The sequence below is a fragment of the Thermoflavifilum thermophilum genome, assembly GCF_900116565.1.
In the GTDB taxonomy this organism is placed as follows: domain Bacteria; phylum Bacteroidota; class Bacteroidia; order Chitinophagales; family Chitinophagaceae; genus Thermoflavifilum; species Thermoflavifilum thermophilum.
The window spans coordinates 1295267-1308526 of sequence record NZ_FPCJ01000001.1 but is presented as its reverse complement, the minus strand read 5'-3'; the positions used below and the strand labels follow the sequence as shown (position 1 = coordinate 1308526).

Here is a 13260-nt window from a genome sequence, read left to right as displayed (position 1 = left end):
ACCCAAAAAGATTCAGCTCCAAAATTATCATATTCTGCCCGACTGTCCTGGTTAGTTGGAGCTGTAAAAGAATTCGTGTAGGTTTGCAAAAAGCTTCTGCATGGAATACAATACCACCCGCAACCCGTTGGTGATTCGGGAATATGGGCGGAATATTCAGAAGATGATTGAATACCTGCTCACCATTGAAGATAAGGAAAAACGCCAGCGCAATGCTTTAGCAGTTATTGAGCTGATGGGCACTCTCAACCCACATCTGCGCAATGTGGAAGATTTCCGCCACAAGCTATGGGATCATTTGTTCCTGATTTCTGATTTTAAACTGGATGTTGATTCGCCTTATCCCAAACCCACCCGGGAATCCCTGAAGCCCAAACCGGCGCCCCTGCCTTATCCTAAGAGGCATCCGCGATACAGCCACCTGGGTAAAAATCTGGAATTATTGATTGAAAAAGCCTTGCGTGAACCGGATCCCGAGAAAAAGGCTGCTTTTGCGCAGGTAATTGGCAATTACATGAAACTCGCCTATAACAACTGGCATAAGGAAAATGTACACGACGACATGATTCGCAGCGAACTGGCTGCCATCACCCATAACCAGCTGGATTATCAACCTGGTGTGCCCGTAATCCAGACAGGCGAATCTTACAGAAATACCAAACGCCGTTACAATAAATACAACGGCAAGGGAGGTTCTTTCAACAAGTATTACAACAAATATAAAAACCGCAACAAGTGAGTGCTGTCCTTGAAGTCACCGGTGGAACGGCGCTTCATGGAACGATTGTACCGCAGGGAGCCAAAAATGAAGCTCTGCAGGTAATAGCCGCTACTTTGCTTACCGAAGAGCCTGTTACCATCCACAATATTCCGGATATAGCCGATGTAAACCTGCTCATTGAAATTTTAGCGGATCTTGGGGTTTCAGTTCAGCGACATGATCGCCATAGTTGTACATTTCAGGCGAAGACCATTGATTTTGATTATCTGAAAACACAGGAGTTCCGTAAAAAATCATCCCGCCTCAGAGGTATCGTATTGCTGGCAGGCCCCTTGCTGGCCCGTTGGAAACGGGCAATCATGCCCAGCCCAGGTGGAGATAAAATTGGTCGTCGCCGGCTGGATACCCATTTGCTGGGTTTGCAACAGTTGGGGGCGACTTTTCAGTACGAGAATTTTTATTACTTGCTGGAAACAAAGGAATTGAAGGGCAATTATGTATTGCTCGATGAGCCTTCTGTGACGGGAACGGCCAACCTGATTATGGCGGCTGTATATGCCAAAGGCAGTACCACCCTATATCATGCTGCCTGTGAGCCCTACGTGCAGCAACTATGCCATATGCTGGTACGGATGGGTGCAAAAATTTCCGGCATTGGTTCCAATTTGCTGACCATTGAGGGCGTGGATCAATTGGGAGGCTGTACGCATCATATCCTGCCCGACATGATTGAAATCGGATCTTTTATCGGGATGGCTGCCATGACCCGCGGAGAGATCCGAATTCAGCAGGCAGGTGTAAAACACCTGGGACAGATTCCGCAGAAATTTCGCCAGCTGGGTATTCAGGTGGTTATAGAAGGCGATGATATTATTGTTCCCCGCCAGGAACATTATCAGATTCAGCATTTTCTGGACGGGTCAATACCTACCATTTACGACCACCCCTGGCCGGGATTTACGCCCGACCTGCTTAGCATTATGCTGGTAGTAGCCACTCAGGCAAGGGGAAGTGTGCTGATTCACCAGAAAATGTTTGAAAGCAGGTTGTTTTTTGTGGATAAGCTGCTCGACATGGGTGCCCGCATCATCTTATGTGATCCGCACCGGGCTGTGGTGATAGGGTTAGATTGGGAATACATGCTCAGGGGGATTACCATGAGCTCACCCGATATCCGGGCCGGAGTAGCCCTGCTGATAGCCGCTTTAAGTGCGGAAGGTACCAGTATTATCCAGAATGTGGAGCAAATAGACCGTGGCTATGAGTCCATTGATCAGCGCCTGCGAGCCCTGGGCGCCCATATCCGAAGAATAGAGGTATAATGGACATGGATCAACAGAGATTTCAACCGTTGGTTATTATTACCGCGCCATCCGGATCGGGAAAAACCACTATTGTGCATCATTTGCTGAAACGCTTTCCTGAGCTGGATTTTTCTGTATCGGCCTGTACCCGCCCGCCCCGCCAGCATGAAGTCAATGGCCGCGATTACTATTTTCTGACACCCGAAGCCTTTCAGGAAAAAATCAGACAGGGAGCCTTTGCAGAATATGAAATGGTGTATGAGGGCAAATATTATGGCACCCTGATCAGCGAGCTGGAACGCATCTGGCACAACCATCAGATTCCGCTGGTGGATATCGATGTACGCGGGGCTATGCACCTGCTGGAAAAATATCCTCAATCCCTTTCCTTGTTTATTCAGCCACCCTCTCTGGATGTGCTCCGAGAGAGGCTCATTAAGCGGGGTTCCGAAACATCCGTTTCTCTGGAAGAAAGGCTGCGCAAGACCGCTGAGGAGTTAAGTTATGCTTCCCGTTTTCATCATATCATCTACAACGATACCCTGGAGCATGCCCTCTCCCAGGCTGAGGCCGCTGTGGCACCCTTTATTGCCCGTATGCTGAACAAAGAAATTCACTAATTTTGGTAGGATCCCTCTTATGGATACGTATCAGACTTCTGGTCTTGTTGTTATCATCCTGCTTCTGTTGACTGCCTTTTTCACCGGAATTGAAACAGCTTTTTTTTCGGCCAATAAGCTGAGTATCGAAGTCCGAAAAAAGCAGGGGAAATGGATAGGTCGGATTTTAAATCATTTTATCCAGAACCCTGATCAGCTGGTAGGTACCTGCATTGTAGGGGTCAACATCATGCTTGTCATTTATGGTACGGTCGTTTTTACCGCACTTCAGCCATTCTGGGAAAATTTGCTGCTCAGGGGTGCTTTGAACAATCCTTATCTGAAACTTATCGTAGAAATTCTGCTTTCAAGCTTTTTGATTCTGGCCTTTGGTGAATTTTTGCCCCGCATTCTGTTCAAAGCCAGGGCCGATTTCATGCTAAAGATTTTTCTGATTCCGTTTTATGGATTTTACACGCTCTTTCAGCCGCTGGTCAATGCACTGATTGGTACGGCCGAATGGATTTTGATTTATCTGTTTAATGCACGCCTTTCTGATCGCAAGCTGGTGTTCAGCAAAATGGAGTTACACCAGTTTATGCACGAAAACCATTATTCTGTTTTCCACAAAGAGTTAAATACAAAATGGTTTGAAAATGCCCTGGCACTGGTGCATGTACGCATCCGGGAATGCATGGTGCCGCGCAATGAAATAGTGGCCATTCCCCTGGATAGTACGCTTGAAGAAGCCCGTCAGAAGTGCATTGCAACCCGATTGTCTAAGATTATCGTGTACGAAGATTCCATTGACCAGATCTGCGGATACATTCACCAGCTCGATTTCTTTTCCAATCCTGCCCATCTAAAGGATATCCTGCATAGTATCCCGGCGGTACCGGAAACCATGCGGGCTGTAGATCTGATTACCAAATTTTCGGAAACCCGCAAAACCATAGCCTGGGTGGTAGATGAATTCGGGGGTACGGCAGGAATCGTAACCATGGAAGATGTATTGGAAGAAATCTTCGGAGAATTCAAGGACGAACACGATCAGAAAGGCCTGGTGGAGCAACAGATTGCGGAGCGTGAATATCTGTTTTCCGGCAGGCTGGAAATTGATTATTTGAATGAAAAATACCAGCTGGGCTTGCCCAAGAAAGACAGTGAAACTTTATCCGGGTTGATTATTGCGCATCACGAAACCATTCCTAGGGAAAAAGAGCGGATCATCATTGATCAGTTTGAATTTGAAATCATCAGTGTGTCCGAAACCCGCATTGAAACGGTGAAATTAAGGGTGCTGGAATGAGAGGGTCATACTTCCCAGTGTTGATTGATTGTTAAACTTTTATTTTCTGGTGGATATTTGCTGTTCTGGCGCTAACTTTGCGTTGTTATTGGAAAACAAGATTTGCTTTTATTCAGAATATTTCTTTATTTCACGAAAGTTTTTGGGGTTAACAAACAATGGATGAAAGGCCTGCTCTTGAGTCTTCTTGAGCGGGCTAATTTTTTATCCCTGATCCATCCGTATGGAAACGAGCTATCGGCAAATATTTCAAACCAGTAATCCCGGGAGGTGGAATAGGGTGAAATGGTCCCTGCGGGTGATCATTGCTTTGGCTGTTTTCTTTCTGGTTGTGTTTTTCATCGCCCTGATAAATGCTACCAATCCTTCGCTTCCCCGCCTGCGCGACAAGAACGAGGTGTACAAGAAAATCTTAAATCCCAATGATCCTACCACCTTCATCACCCGGAAAAATTTGCGTTTCCAGAGTTTTCAGCAGTTCATTCAGCATCATCGCTTGCAAAAGTCCGGATATGCGAGTCATAAACCTAAACTTCCGTTTTCCGGCAGCCAGATCCGGGCAGCATTTTATGTACCCTGGGATGCCCAATCGTTTTTCTCGCTGAAGAGCAATGCGGGTAAACTAAACATGATTTTTCCGGAATGGATCTTTCTGACGCCAGGAGATTCCCTGCAAACCCGCATCGATCCGGCTGCTTTGAAAATTATGCGCGACAGTGGGGTGCGTATTCTGCCCATTTTTTCCAACCATTTCAGTGATGATTTTGATGGCCGGTCGGTTCATCGGATGCTCCATCATCCTGTCATTGCGCATCGCATCATCCATCAACTGAAAGAACTGTTGATCAGCCATCATTTTGCCGGCGTAAACGTGGATCTGGAGAATCTGATAGAAAAAAATAATGATGCGCTGGTGGCCTTCCAGCGCGAGTTGTATGATTCTTTGCACAGGGCCGGTTTGTTGGTAACCATTGATGTGCCTCCGTTTAATGAGGATTATGATTATGGTCGGCTCGCGCGGGCGGCAGATTATCTGGTGGTAATGGCCTATGATGAACATGACGATCAGAGTGTACCGGGTCCTATCAGCGATCAGCACTGGGTGGAAGGCGCTATCAGTGCAATCGAGAACCAGGTCCCTTCTCAAAAAATCATTCTGGGACTGGCAGCGTATGGATATGATTGGCCCGAGCAGGCTGAGGCCGCCAATCTCACCTATCAGGAAGCCTTGAGCCTGGCCAAAGAATATCATGCCCGCATTGAATTCAACGACGACAGTTACAATCTGCATTACAGTTATTACGACGATGACTCGGTGAAACATGATGTTTATTTCACGGATGCCGCTACCAATTTCAATACCATGCGATTTGCTGCAGAGGATGGCATGGCTGGGGTTTGTTTCTGGCGGCTGGGTTCGGAAGACAATCGGCTGTGGAGCTTTTATGATCAGGATTTAAGCGATTCCGCTCTTGCCCGTAAACCGGTGGACTTTAGCAAATTTTCCACCGTGAGCCTTTCCAACGATGTGGATTATCTGGGAGAAGGTGAAGTACTGGATGTGCTGGCTACGCCAGAACCAGGCAAAATAGCGCTGGAGCTCGATACAGGGGATATGCTTATTGCTGAACAGCACTATGAGAGCCTACCTTCGACTTTTGTGATCCGGCAATTTGGAGCGGCAAAGAAAAAGCTGGTACTTACCTTTGATGATGGCCCCGATCCGCGTTATACACCCCGCATTCTCGATATCCTCGAAAAGGAACATGTGCCCGCAACCTTTTTCCTGATAGGCATCAATGCAGAAAACAATATTCCGCTGGTAAAACGGGAATTCAAGGATGGATTTGAAATTGGCGACCATACGTTTACCCATCCCAATATTGCTGCGCTTCCGCCTCGCCTGGCCATCTATGAAATCCAGGCCACCCGGCTTCTGATTGAATGTATCACCGGACATTCCACCATTCTGTTCCGTGCTCCTTATAATGCGGATTCAGAGCCCCACCTGATGGTAGAGCTGATACCTGTGGCGCTTGCCCGCAAACTAAATTATTACACCATTGGTGAAAACATTGATCCGGAAGATTGGGATGTGGACGACGGGGTAAATGCCGATAGCATTTTCAACCGCGTAGTGCGTATGCAAGACCGGGGTAACATCATTTTGCTGCATGATGCAGGGGGTAATCGCGAAGCTACCGTGCAGGCATTGCCCCGTATCATTCATTATTTCCGAGACCATGGTTATCAGTTTACCACCGTTGGCGACCTGATGGGCAAAACACGGGATGAACTGATGCCGCCGATTAAAAACAAAAAAGATTATTTCCTCATCAAGCTCAATTATTTTTTCGCCACCTGCACCTATTGGATAAATAATCTGCTCTGGGCCTTATTCATGGTAGGCATTGCTCTTTCCCTGGGCAGGATGTTGCTGATGGCTGTGCTGGCCTGGAAAGAAAACAGAAGACAGGCCAGGCAAACAAAAGAGCCCTCAAACGCAGCCGTACAGCCTTTGGTGAGCGTGGTTATACCCGCTTACAATGAAGAAGTGAATATTGTGCGTACCATCCGTACCATCCTGGAAAACGATTATCGCCCGCTGGAAGTCATCTGTGTGGATGATGGTTCATCAGATCACACTTTGGAAGCTATGGAAAAAGCCTATGGCAGCCATCCGCTGGTGCATATCTTTACCAAACCCAATGGAGGCAAGGCCTCTGCGCTGAACTACGGTATTGCACGAGCTGCAGGTGAATTTGTGGTTTGCATTGATGCGGATACCCAGCTGAAGTCGGATGCCATCACGCAACTGATGCGCATGTTTGACGATGAATCGGTAGGAGCTGTGGCAGGCAATGTAAAGGTGGGCAACGAAGTGAATATTCTGACCCGCTGGCAGTCCATAGAATATATCACCAGCCAGAATTTTGACCGCAGGGCATTCGACTTGCTGAATTGTATAACCGTAGTGCCCGGTGCCATTGGAGCTTTCCGCAAATCGGCCATTCTGGATGCAGGGGAATTTACTTCGGATACGCTTGCTGAGGATTGTGACCTGACGATTCGCATTCTAAGAAAAGGATATCGCATCAGGCATTGCCCACAGGCTATTTCCTATACCGAAGCACCGGAAACCTGGAAAATGCTGTTTAAGCAGCGTTTCCGCTGGTGTTTCGGCATTATGCAAAGTTTCTGGAAAAACCGCGACGCCTGCTTCAACAGCCAATACGGGACGCTCGGTTGGGTGGCTTTGCCTAATATCCTCATTTTTCAAATATTGCTTCCCCTCTTGGCTCCCCTGGCCGATATTATCCTGGTGTTTGGATTGGCTTTTTTAAACATGGAAAGCAAAATCCATATTCTTTCCTATTATCTCATCTTTCTGTTGATTGATGCCGGGGCGGCCTTGCTGGCATTTGCCTTTGAAAAGGCGGATTACAAAAAGCTAATCTGGGTAATCCCCCAAAGACTCGTGTATCGGGTGTTTATGTATGTGGTGGTGCTGAAGGCAGTGAAAAAAGCTATCAAAGGGGAATTGCAACACTGGGGAGCTCTGAAACGCACGGGCAATGTGCAGGCAGTTCCGGCCTGAGACTTTAGCCAGATTCTGAAAGTCTATCTTATCAGAGGCAATTGGGAAAGCCCATTTCCTGTAAATTTGCGCAGCCTCAAAAAATATCCATGTTCCGGCAGCTGTTCAAAAATAATCCAGATAAGGCGGAAATGTCGTTTTTCGATCATCTGGAGGAATTACGCTGGCATATTATCCGATCGCTGATTGCTGTGTTGATAGCTGCCACGCTGGTGTTTATTTTCATTCACCAGATTTACAACGATATTATCATGGGCCCTACCCATCCGGAGTTTATTACCTATCGCATTCTTTGCCAGATTGATCGGGCCCTGCATCTGGGCAATAAACTTTGCTTGCAGTCACTCGATATTCATTTTCAAAATCTGGAAGTGTCGGGGCAATTCATGCTAAGTCTTACTTCTTCCGTAGTCATGGGCGTGATTGTATCCGTTCCGTATATCTTGTGGGAGTTCTGGCGATTCATCAAGCCGGCACTTACGCCCCAGGAAATCCGCTATGCCCGGGGGATTGTGTTCTGGACATCCCTGTTGTTTTTTTTGGGTGTATCATTCGGATATTTTCTGATTGCTCCGTATGCGCTCACCTTTTTTGCTAATTACAAAATTTCCAATCAGTTTGAGAACATCTTCACCGTGCAGAGCTATCTGAGCATGCTGTCGCAACTGGTCATTGGATTGGGATGTATTTTTGAACTTCCTATTCTGGTTTATTTTCTTACCAAAATCGGATTGGTTACCCCCAGATTTTTGAAAACTTATCGCCGGCATGCCATTCTGGTCATTGTGATATTGGCAGCTTTCATTGCACCACCCGATATCACCAGCCAGCTCATCATAGCCTTTCCGCTGTATTTGCTGTATGAATTAAGCATCACCATTTCGGCTCGTGTATTGAAACAGGAAAAGGAAAAAGCCGTGGAGGAATGGTCTTAAGCCGAAACGGCCGACGGGGCGACGTCAATATGCAGGGCGGCCTGAATTTCTTCCAGTGATTTTCCTTTGGTTTCGGGCAAAAATTGCCATACAAAAATCAGTTGGAGGACCATCATCCCGGAAAATATCAGGAAACTGGTTCCACCGCCCAGAGTAGCTGCCATCCAGGGGAACAGCCAGGATATAAGGATATCCATGGTCCAGTGAGTGGTGCTACCAATGGCCTGCCCTTTTGAACGGACTCTGTTGGGGAAAATTTCAGAAATAAACACCCAAATCACGGCTCCCTGCGAAAATGCAAAGAATGCAATAAAGCCAATCAGATATCCCATAACCGCAAATCCCCCATGCACCTGATGAAAGAAAGCCACGGAAGTGAGAGCTAAAAACACAATCATTCCAATGGAACCAATGATTAACAGGGTTTTCCTTCCAAAGCGATCGATAAGCGACATGGCTATAAGTGTAAAAATCAGGTTGGTGATACCCACGCACATGGCTTGAAGAAAGGCCACATCGGCCCTGATGCCAGTCATTTCAAAAATACGGGGCGCATAATACAAAATGGCATTGATGCCGGAAAGCTGGTTAAACATAGCCAGCAGCATAGCAAACGCAATGGGACGGGCGTATTTTTTCTGCCAGAGCTTTTCCTTCACCAGATTCTCTTGATGCTGGAGGGAATTTTTAATCTGCGCCAGGGCTTCATCTACCTGTTCGGTTTGTAGCAACAACAAAACTTTCCGGGCTTGCTGAAGGCGATCATGCCCCACGAGCCATCGCGGGCTTTCCGGTATGGCAAAAACCAGTGCAAAAAAGATCAGAGCCGGCACAGCCTGTACGCCCAGCATCCAGCGCCAGGAGCCGGGTCCGAGGTATTTCATCAGAAAATAATTCGATAAAAAGGCAACCAGAATGCCCACTACTACATTCAACTGGAAAAAGCCCACCAGTCGTCCCCGCAGCCGGGCAGGTGAAATCTCGGAAATGTACATGGGCCCTACCACAGAAGATGCCCCCACAGCCAATCCGCCTAAAAACCGGAATACAATAAAATCAATCCAGTGATGGCTTAAGGCTGTGGCAATGGAAGTGAAGGCATACAGGAAACCGATTACCTGCAGCATCTTTTTGCGGCCAAACCGCTCGGCAGGACGACCCGCAAACAGGGCACCGAAAGCCGTTCCAAAGAGGGCTGCCGAAACCGTAAATCCATGCCAGAGATCGCTGAGTTGCCACAGCTGCTGAATGGTTTTTTCCACTCCGGAAATCACGGCTGTATCGAAGCCAAACAAAAATCCGCCCAACGCTGCAATCAAGGCATATCCAATCGCTTTGCGATGTGTAGCAAACATAGGTAAAGGGAATTAAAGGATACGAGAAGGAAAACTACGTCTTTTACACAGAAAATAAAAATGCTACGCCCCTACCTTCAGCTGTAATTTCGACAATATAGCGACAGAAAACTGGTTGTGAATCAGTAACTTTGGTAGGTTTTTACACCCGGCCATTCTTTAAGCCCGGATGCTTGTATAACAGATTTAATTCACCATTTAAAATCATCTATCATGCGTGCTTATGCTTCTACTGGGTTTGCTTTCTTTTTTGTAGTAGCAAGCCTTATCAGCTCAGCCCAGAAAAACGATGTATATTTTGGTGTGCAGGGTGGATTAAGTATTCCCAACCTGGAGGCTGGATCGGGAGCCAGCCCCATCAGCAAGGGATATTCTTCCCGGCTGGGGCCTGATTTCGGCATATTTGCCGATATCCATTTTAGCTCTTTGTTTTCCCTGCAACCCGAAATTGATTATTCTTCGCAGGGGGGTAAGAAAAATGGCCAGCAGGCTATTGCTGCCAGTCAATTCAATCCACAGGCACCGCCTGATGCATACGTGTATGCCAATTACAAAAGTGAAGCCAAGCTAAATTACTTGCAAATACCAGTACTTGCGAAGTTTGGCTGGGATTTTGGCAAAAAGAAAAACTGGCGTTTTGCCGTAAATGTAGGCCCCTACGTAGGATTTCTGGTATATGCCAAAAATGTGACTTCGGGATCCAGTCCGGTATATGCTGATCCGCAGGAAACCCAGCAGATTGCTCCTACGCAGTCTTTTGATGCAAATGAAGACATCAAAGATCAGCTTCACAAAGCCAATGTCGGCGTGCAAGGAGGGATAGGTCTTCAACTCGATATTCACCGGCAAGGCTATGTATTTCTGCATGCAGGTGGCAACTATGGTTTTCTCAATATTCAGAAGTATGAACAGGATGGGAAAAATCACACCGGAGCTGCCACTATCCTTGTAGGATATGCTATTCGCTTGAACGGATAAATCATTTTATTCAAACAAAAATCCCTCAACCCTGCAAAAAGCGGTTGAGGGATTTTTCATGTGTTTACCAGCCCAGCACCCAGGCAAAAATCAGGGGTGCTACAATGGTGGCATCGGATTCAATGATAAATTTGGGTGTATCGATGCCCAGTTTTCCCCAGGTGATTTTTTCATTGGGCACAGCTCCGGAATAAGAGCCGTAGGAAGTAGTGGAATCGGATATCTGGCAGAAATAGCTCCAAAAGGGCACATCTTTCCAGCCCAGATCCTGATACATCATCGGGACCACGCAGATCGGGAAATCGCCTGCAATACCGCCTCCGATCTGGAAAAAGCCCACGCCTTTCCCGGAGGAGTTATGCCGATACCAGTCGGCCAGATACATCATGTATTCAATGCCCGTTTTCATGATTGCGGGCTGAAGCTCACCTTTGATGCAATAAGAAGCGAAAATGTTGCCCAGCGTACTATCTTCCCAGCCGGGCACTACAATTGGCAGGTTTTTTTCCGCGGCGGCCAGCATCCAGCTATCTTTCGGGTCAATTTCATAATCAGCTTCCATCACTTTGCTTAGCAGCAGCTGGTACATGAATTCATGCGGGAAATAGCGTTCTCCCCGTTCCTGGGCTTGTTTCCAGATTTTTTCAATATGATGCTGGATACGCCGGAAGGCTTCTTCTTCCGGTATGCAGGTATCAGTCACCCGGTTATATCCCTGCTGCAGCAGTTCCCATTCTTCCCGGGGAGTTAAGTCACGATAATGAGGCACCCGTTTGTAATGGTTGTGTGCCACCAAATTCATGATATCTTCCTCCAGATTGGCGCCCGTGCAGCTGATGATATGCACTTTGTCCTGGCGGATCATTTCAGCCAGGGAAATACCCAGTTCGGCCGTACTCATGGCTCCGGCCAGGGTAATCATCATTTTACCGCCGGCCTGCAAATGGGCTTCATAAGCTTTTGCAGCATCCACCAATGAGGCTGCATTGAAATGCCGGTAGTGATGTTCGATAAATTGAGAAACAGGACCCTTGGCCATCTTGTCAGAATTTTGATGCGCAGCAAAAATAATGATTTATCGGCCAAGACACGAAAAGCGCGACAGATACAGATTTGCTTCGCAAGAGAAAAAATGATAAATTCACAGATGAATTTTCTCGCACATGCATATCTGTCTTTTTACAATCCACCTTTGCTGGTGGGCAATATGATTGCTGATTTTGTAAAAGGGAAAAAATCCTTAAACCGGTTTCCGGAAGCCATTCAGGCAGGCATTGTGTTGCATCGTGCCATAGATGAATTCACCGATACCCATCCTGTTACTCATCAGGTGCGGGATATGTTTCGTTTGCATTACGGATTATGCGCAGCACTTTTTGCGGATGTGATTTATGATTATTTCCTGGCCAACGACAGCCGTATTTTTAATAAACATTCCCTGCAAACATTTGCACAATACACTTATCAGACGTTGCATGCCTACCGGCAGTGGTGGCCGGATGATTTTGATCGTGTATTCATGTATATGGAAACCCAGAATTGGTTATGGAATTATCGTACGGAATCCGGGTTGTTCCGCAGTATGGAGAGCCTCATTCGGCGATTTCATTTGGCACAGGGTATTCAGCCGGCTATGGATGATTTTCACACGCATTATGAAAAGTTGCAGGGCTGCTATCAGCGGTTCTTTCCGGCGTTGCAATCATTTGTCCGGAATTTTCACCCACTTCACGCATGAACATTTATATTTGTTACCTATTTCCATCATCTGAAAACTGCAATGCCATGAAAAAAGTCCTTCTCCTCATCTTCCTGCTTGCCTGCTGCACATGGGCAACCCAAAAAGGTTATGCCCAGCAGGAACAAGTTAAATTTCCCCCATTGGATGTAAGTCCTATGGATATGTCGTATTATCCGCCCAATTATCCGGCGGCCAAACTGCGTGGCAATGCCGGCCAGCTCATCATGCGGGTTATTTACAGCCGGCCGCAGAAAAAGGGTCGGACCATTTTTGGCGGATTGGAGCCATTTGGCAAAGTCGATCGTTTGGGTGCCAATGAAGCAGATGAATTGGATGTATTTTCACCTGTGACCATTGGCGGTAAAACCCTGCAGCCCGGGAGATATACTTTTTATGCCATTTTTCAACCTGATAAGTGGACATTTATCGTGAATTCTGAAACCGATACCTGGGGCGCTTTTGGCTATGATCCCCAAAAAGATATTGTGCGGGTGGATGTGCCAGTACAGCATTTGAGCGAGCCTGTAGAAGCCCTGAGTATGGTATTTCAGAAAACCGAAAAAGGCGCTGATCTGGTAATTGGCTGGGATACTACGATGGTGCGCGTGCCTTTTACGTTCTGAGAACCTTTTCGCGGATAAAAGGATATACCCATTCCATACGATATGGAATGGGTTTTTCGTTTTTATTTCAAAAATTAACCTATTGCATCAGATCAAA

The 13260-nt window shown here is 46.8% G+C and carries 11 protein-coding genes; 9 read left to right on the top strand and 2 right to left on the bottom strand.

Going from position 1 to position 13260, the window contains the following annotated elements; all coding sequences use genetic code 11:
- The first annotated feature begins 100 nt into the window (after nt 1–100).
- The 6 genes from BM367_RS05595 to tatC all read left to right on the top strand — a co-directional run bounded on the left by BM367_RS05595 (nt 101) and on the right by tatC (nt 8466).
- On the top strand, nt 101–739 hold the full coding sequence (locus BM367_RS05595) for a DUF4290 domain-containing protein (protein WP_092458784.1): 639 nt from the start codon (nt 101–103) through the stop codon (nt 737–739).
- Nucleotides 736–2043, top strand: coding sequence for a UDP-N-acetylglucosamine 1-carboxyvinyltransferase (gene murA / locus BM367_RS05590; protein ID WP_092458782.1), 1308 nt, complete (start codon nt 736–738; stop codon nt 2041–2043). The genes BM367_RS05595 and murA overlap by 4 nt, the downstream gene beginning before the upstream one ends.
- Before the next feature lie 5 nt (nt 2044–2048).
- Nucleotides 2049–2645: a guanylate kinase gene (gene gmk / locus BM367_RS05585; RefSeq protein ID WP_092458780.1), complete on the top strand. Its 597-nt coding sequence runs from the start codon at nt 2049–2051 to the stop codon at nt 2643–2645.
- 19 nt (nt 2646–2664) lie between these two features.
- The gene (locus BM367_RS05580; RefSeq protein ID WP_092458778.1) at nt 2665–3933 is read left to right on the top strand and encodes a hemolysin family protein; all 1269 of its coding nucleotides are present in this window, start codon (nt 2665–2667) and stop codon (nt 3931–3933) included.
- A gap of 223 nt (nt 3934–4156) precedes the next feature.
- Nucleotides 4157–7531, top strand: coding sequence for a trifunctional glycoside hydrolase family 18/polysaccharide deacetylase/glycosyltransferase family 2 protein (locus BM367_RS05575; protein ID WP_092458776.1), 3375 nt, complete (start codon nt 4157–4159; stop codon nt 7529–7531).
- Nucleotides 7532–7662: 131 nt separating this feature from the next.
- Complete coding sequence (gene tatC, locus BM367_RS05570) at nt 7663–8466, top strand: twin-arginine translocase subunit TatC (RefSeq protein ID WP_245759908.1); 804 nt, start codon at nt 7663–7665, stop codon at nt 8464–8466.
- Here the strand turns inward: tatC and BM367_RS05565 are convergent.
- Nucleotides 8463–9821 (bottom strand): sugar porter family MFS transporter, encoded by a 1359-nt coding sequence (locus tag BM367_RS05565; RefSeq protein WP_092458772.1) that lies wholly within the window; start codon nt 9819–9821, stop codon nt 8463–8465. The two genes, tatC and BM367_RS05565, sit on opposite strands and share 4 nt — an antisense overlap.
- Nucleotides 9822–10034: 213 nt before the next feature.
- Between BM367_RS05565 and BM367_RS05560 the strand changes: the two genes are divergently transcribed.
- Nucleotides 10035–10799, top strand: a complete 765-nt coding sequence (locus BM367_RS05560; protein WP_092458770.1) for a porin family protein — start codon at nt 10035–10037, stop codon at nt 10797–10799.
- 64 nt (nt 10800–10863) lie between these two features.
- Here BM367_RS05560 and BM367_RS05555 read toward each other — a convergent pair whose 3' ends face one another.
- Nucleotides 10864–11838: a deoxyhypusine synthase family protein gene (locus BM367_RS05555; protein ID WP_092458768.1), complete on the bottom strand. Its 975-nt coding sequence runs from the start codon at nt 11836–11838 to the stop codon at nt 10864–10866.
- Between the two features lie 93 nt (nt 11839–11931).
- On the opposite strand from BM367_RS05555, the gene BM367_RS05550 reads away from it, so the two are divergent.
- Together BM367_RS05550 and BM367_RS05545 are read left to right on the top strand one after the other, a co-directional pair.
- Complete coding sequence (locus tag BM367_RS05550) at nt 11932–12537, top strand: acyl carrier protein phosphodiesterase (protein WP_245759907.1); 606 nt, start codon at nt 11932–11934, stop codon at nt 12535–12537.
- Nucleotides 12538–12584: 47 nt separating this feature from the next.
- Nucleotides 12585–13163, top strand: coding sequence for a DUF2911 domain-containing protein (locus BM367_RS05545; RefSeq protein ID WP_092460926.1), 579 nt, complete (start codon nt 12585–12587; stop codon nt 13161–13163).
- The last annotated feature ends 97 nt before the right edge of the window (nt 13164–13260 follow it).

Coding starts and splice junctions, on each gene's coding strand:
- BM367_RS05580 (WP_092458778.1), top strand. CDS start 2,665: ATGGATACGTATCAGACTTCTGGTCTTGTTGTTATCATCCTGCTTCTG.
- BM367_RS05560 (WP_092458770.1), top strand. CDS start 10,035: ATGCGTGCTTATGCTTCTACTGGGTTTGCTTTCTTTTTTGTAGTAGCA.
- BM367_RS05595 (WP_092458784.1), top strand. CDS start 101: ATGGAATACAATACCACCCGCAACCCGTTGGTGATTCGGGAATATGGG.
- BM367_RS05575 (WP_092458776.1), top strand. CDS start 4,157: ATGGAAACGAGCTATCGGCAAATATTTCAAACCAGTAATCCCGGGAGG.
- gmk (WP_092458780.1), top strand. CDS start 2,049: ATGGATCAACAGAGATTTCAACCGTTGGTTATTATTACCGCGCCATCC.
- BM367_RS05545 (WP_092460926.1), top strand. CDS start 12,585: ATGAAAAAAGTCCTTCTCCTCATCTTCCTGCTTGCCTGCTGCACATGG.
- BM367_RS05555 (WP_092458768.1), bottom strand. CDS start 11,838: ATGGCCAAGGGTCCTGTTTCTCAATTTATCGAACATCACTACCGGCAT.
- BM367_RS05565 (WP_092458772.1), bottom strand. CDS start 9,821: ATGTTTGCTACACATCGCAAAGCGATTGGATATGCCTTGATTGCAGCG.
- tatC (WP_245759908.1), top strand. CDS start 7,663: ATGTCGTTTTTCGATCATCTGGAGGAATTACGCTGGCATATTATCCGA.
- BM367_RS05550 (WP_245759907.1), top strand. CDS start 11,932: ATGATAAATTCACAGATGAATTTTCTCGCACATGCATATCTGTCTTTT.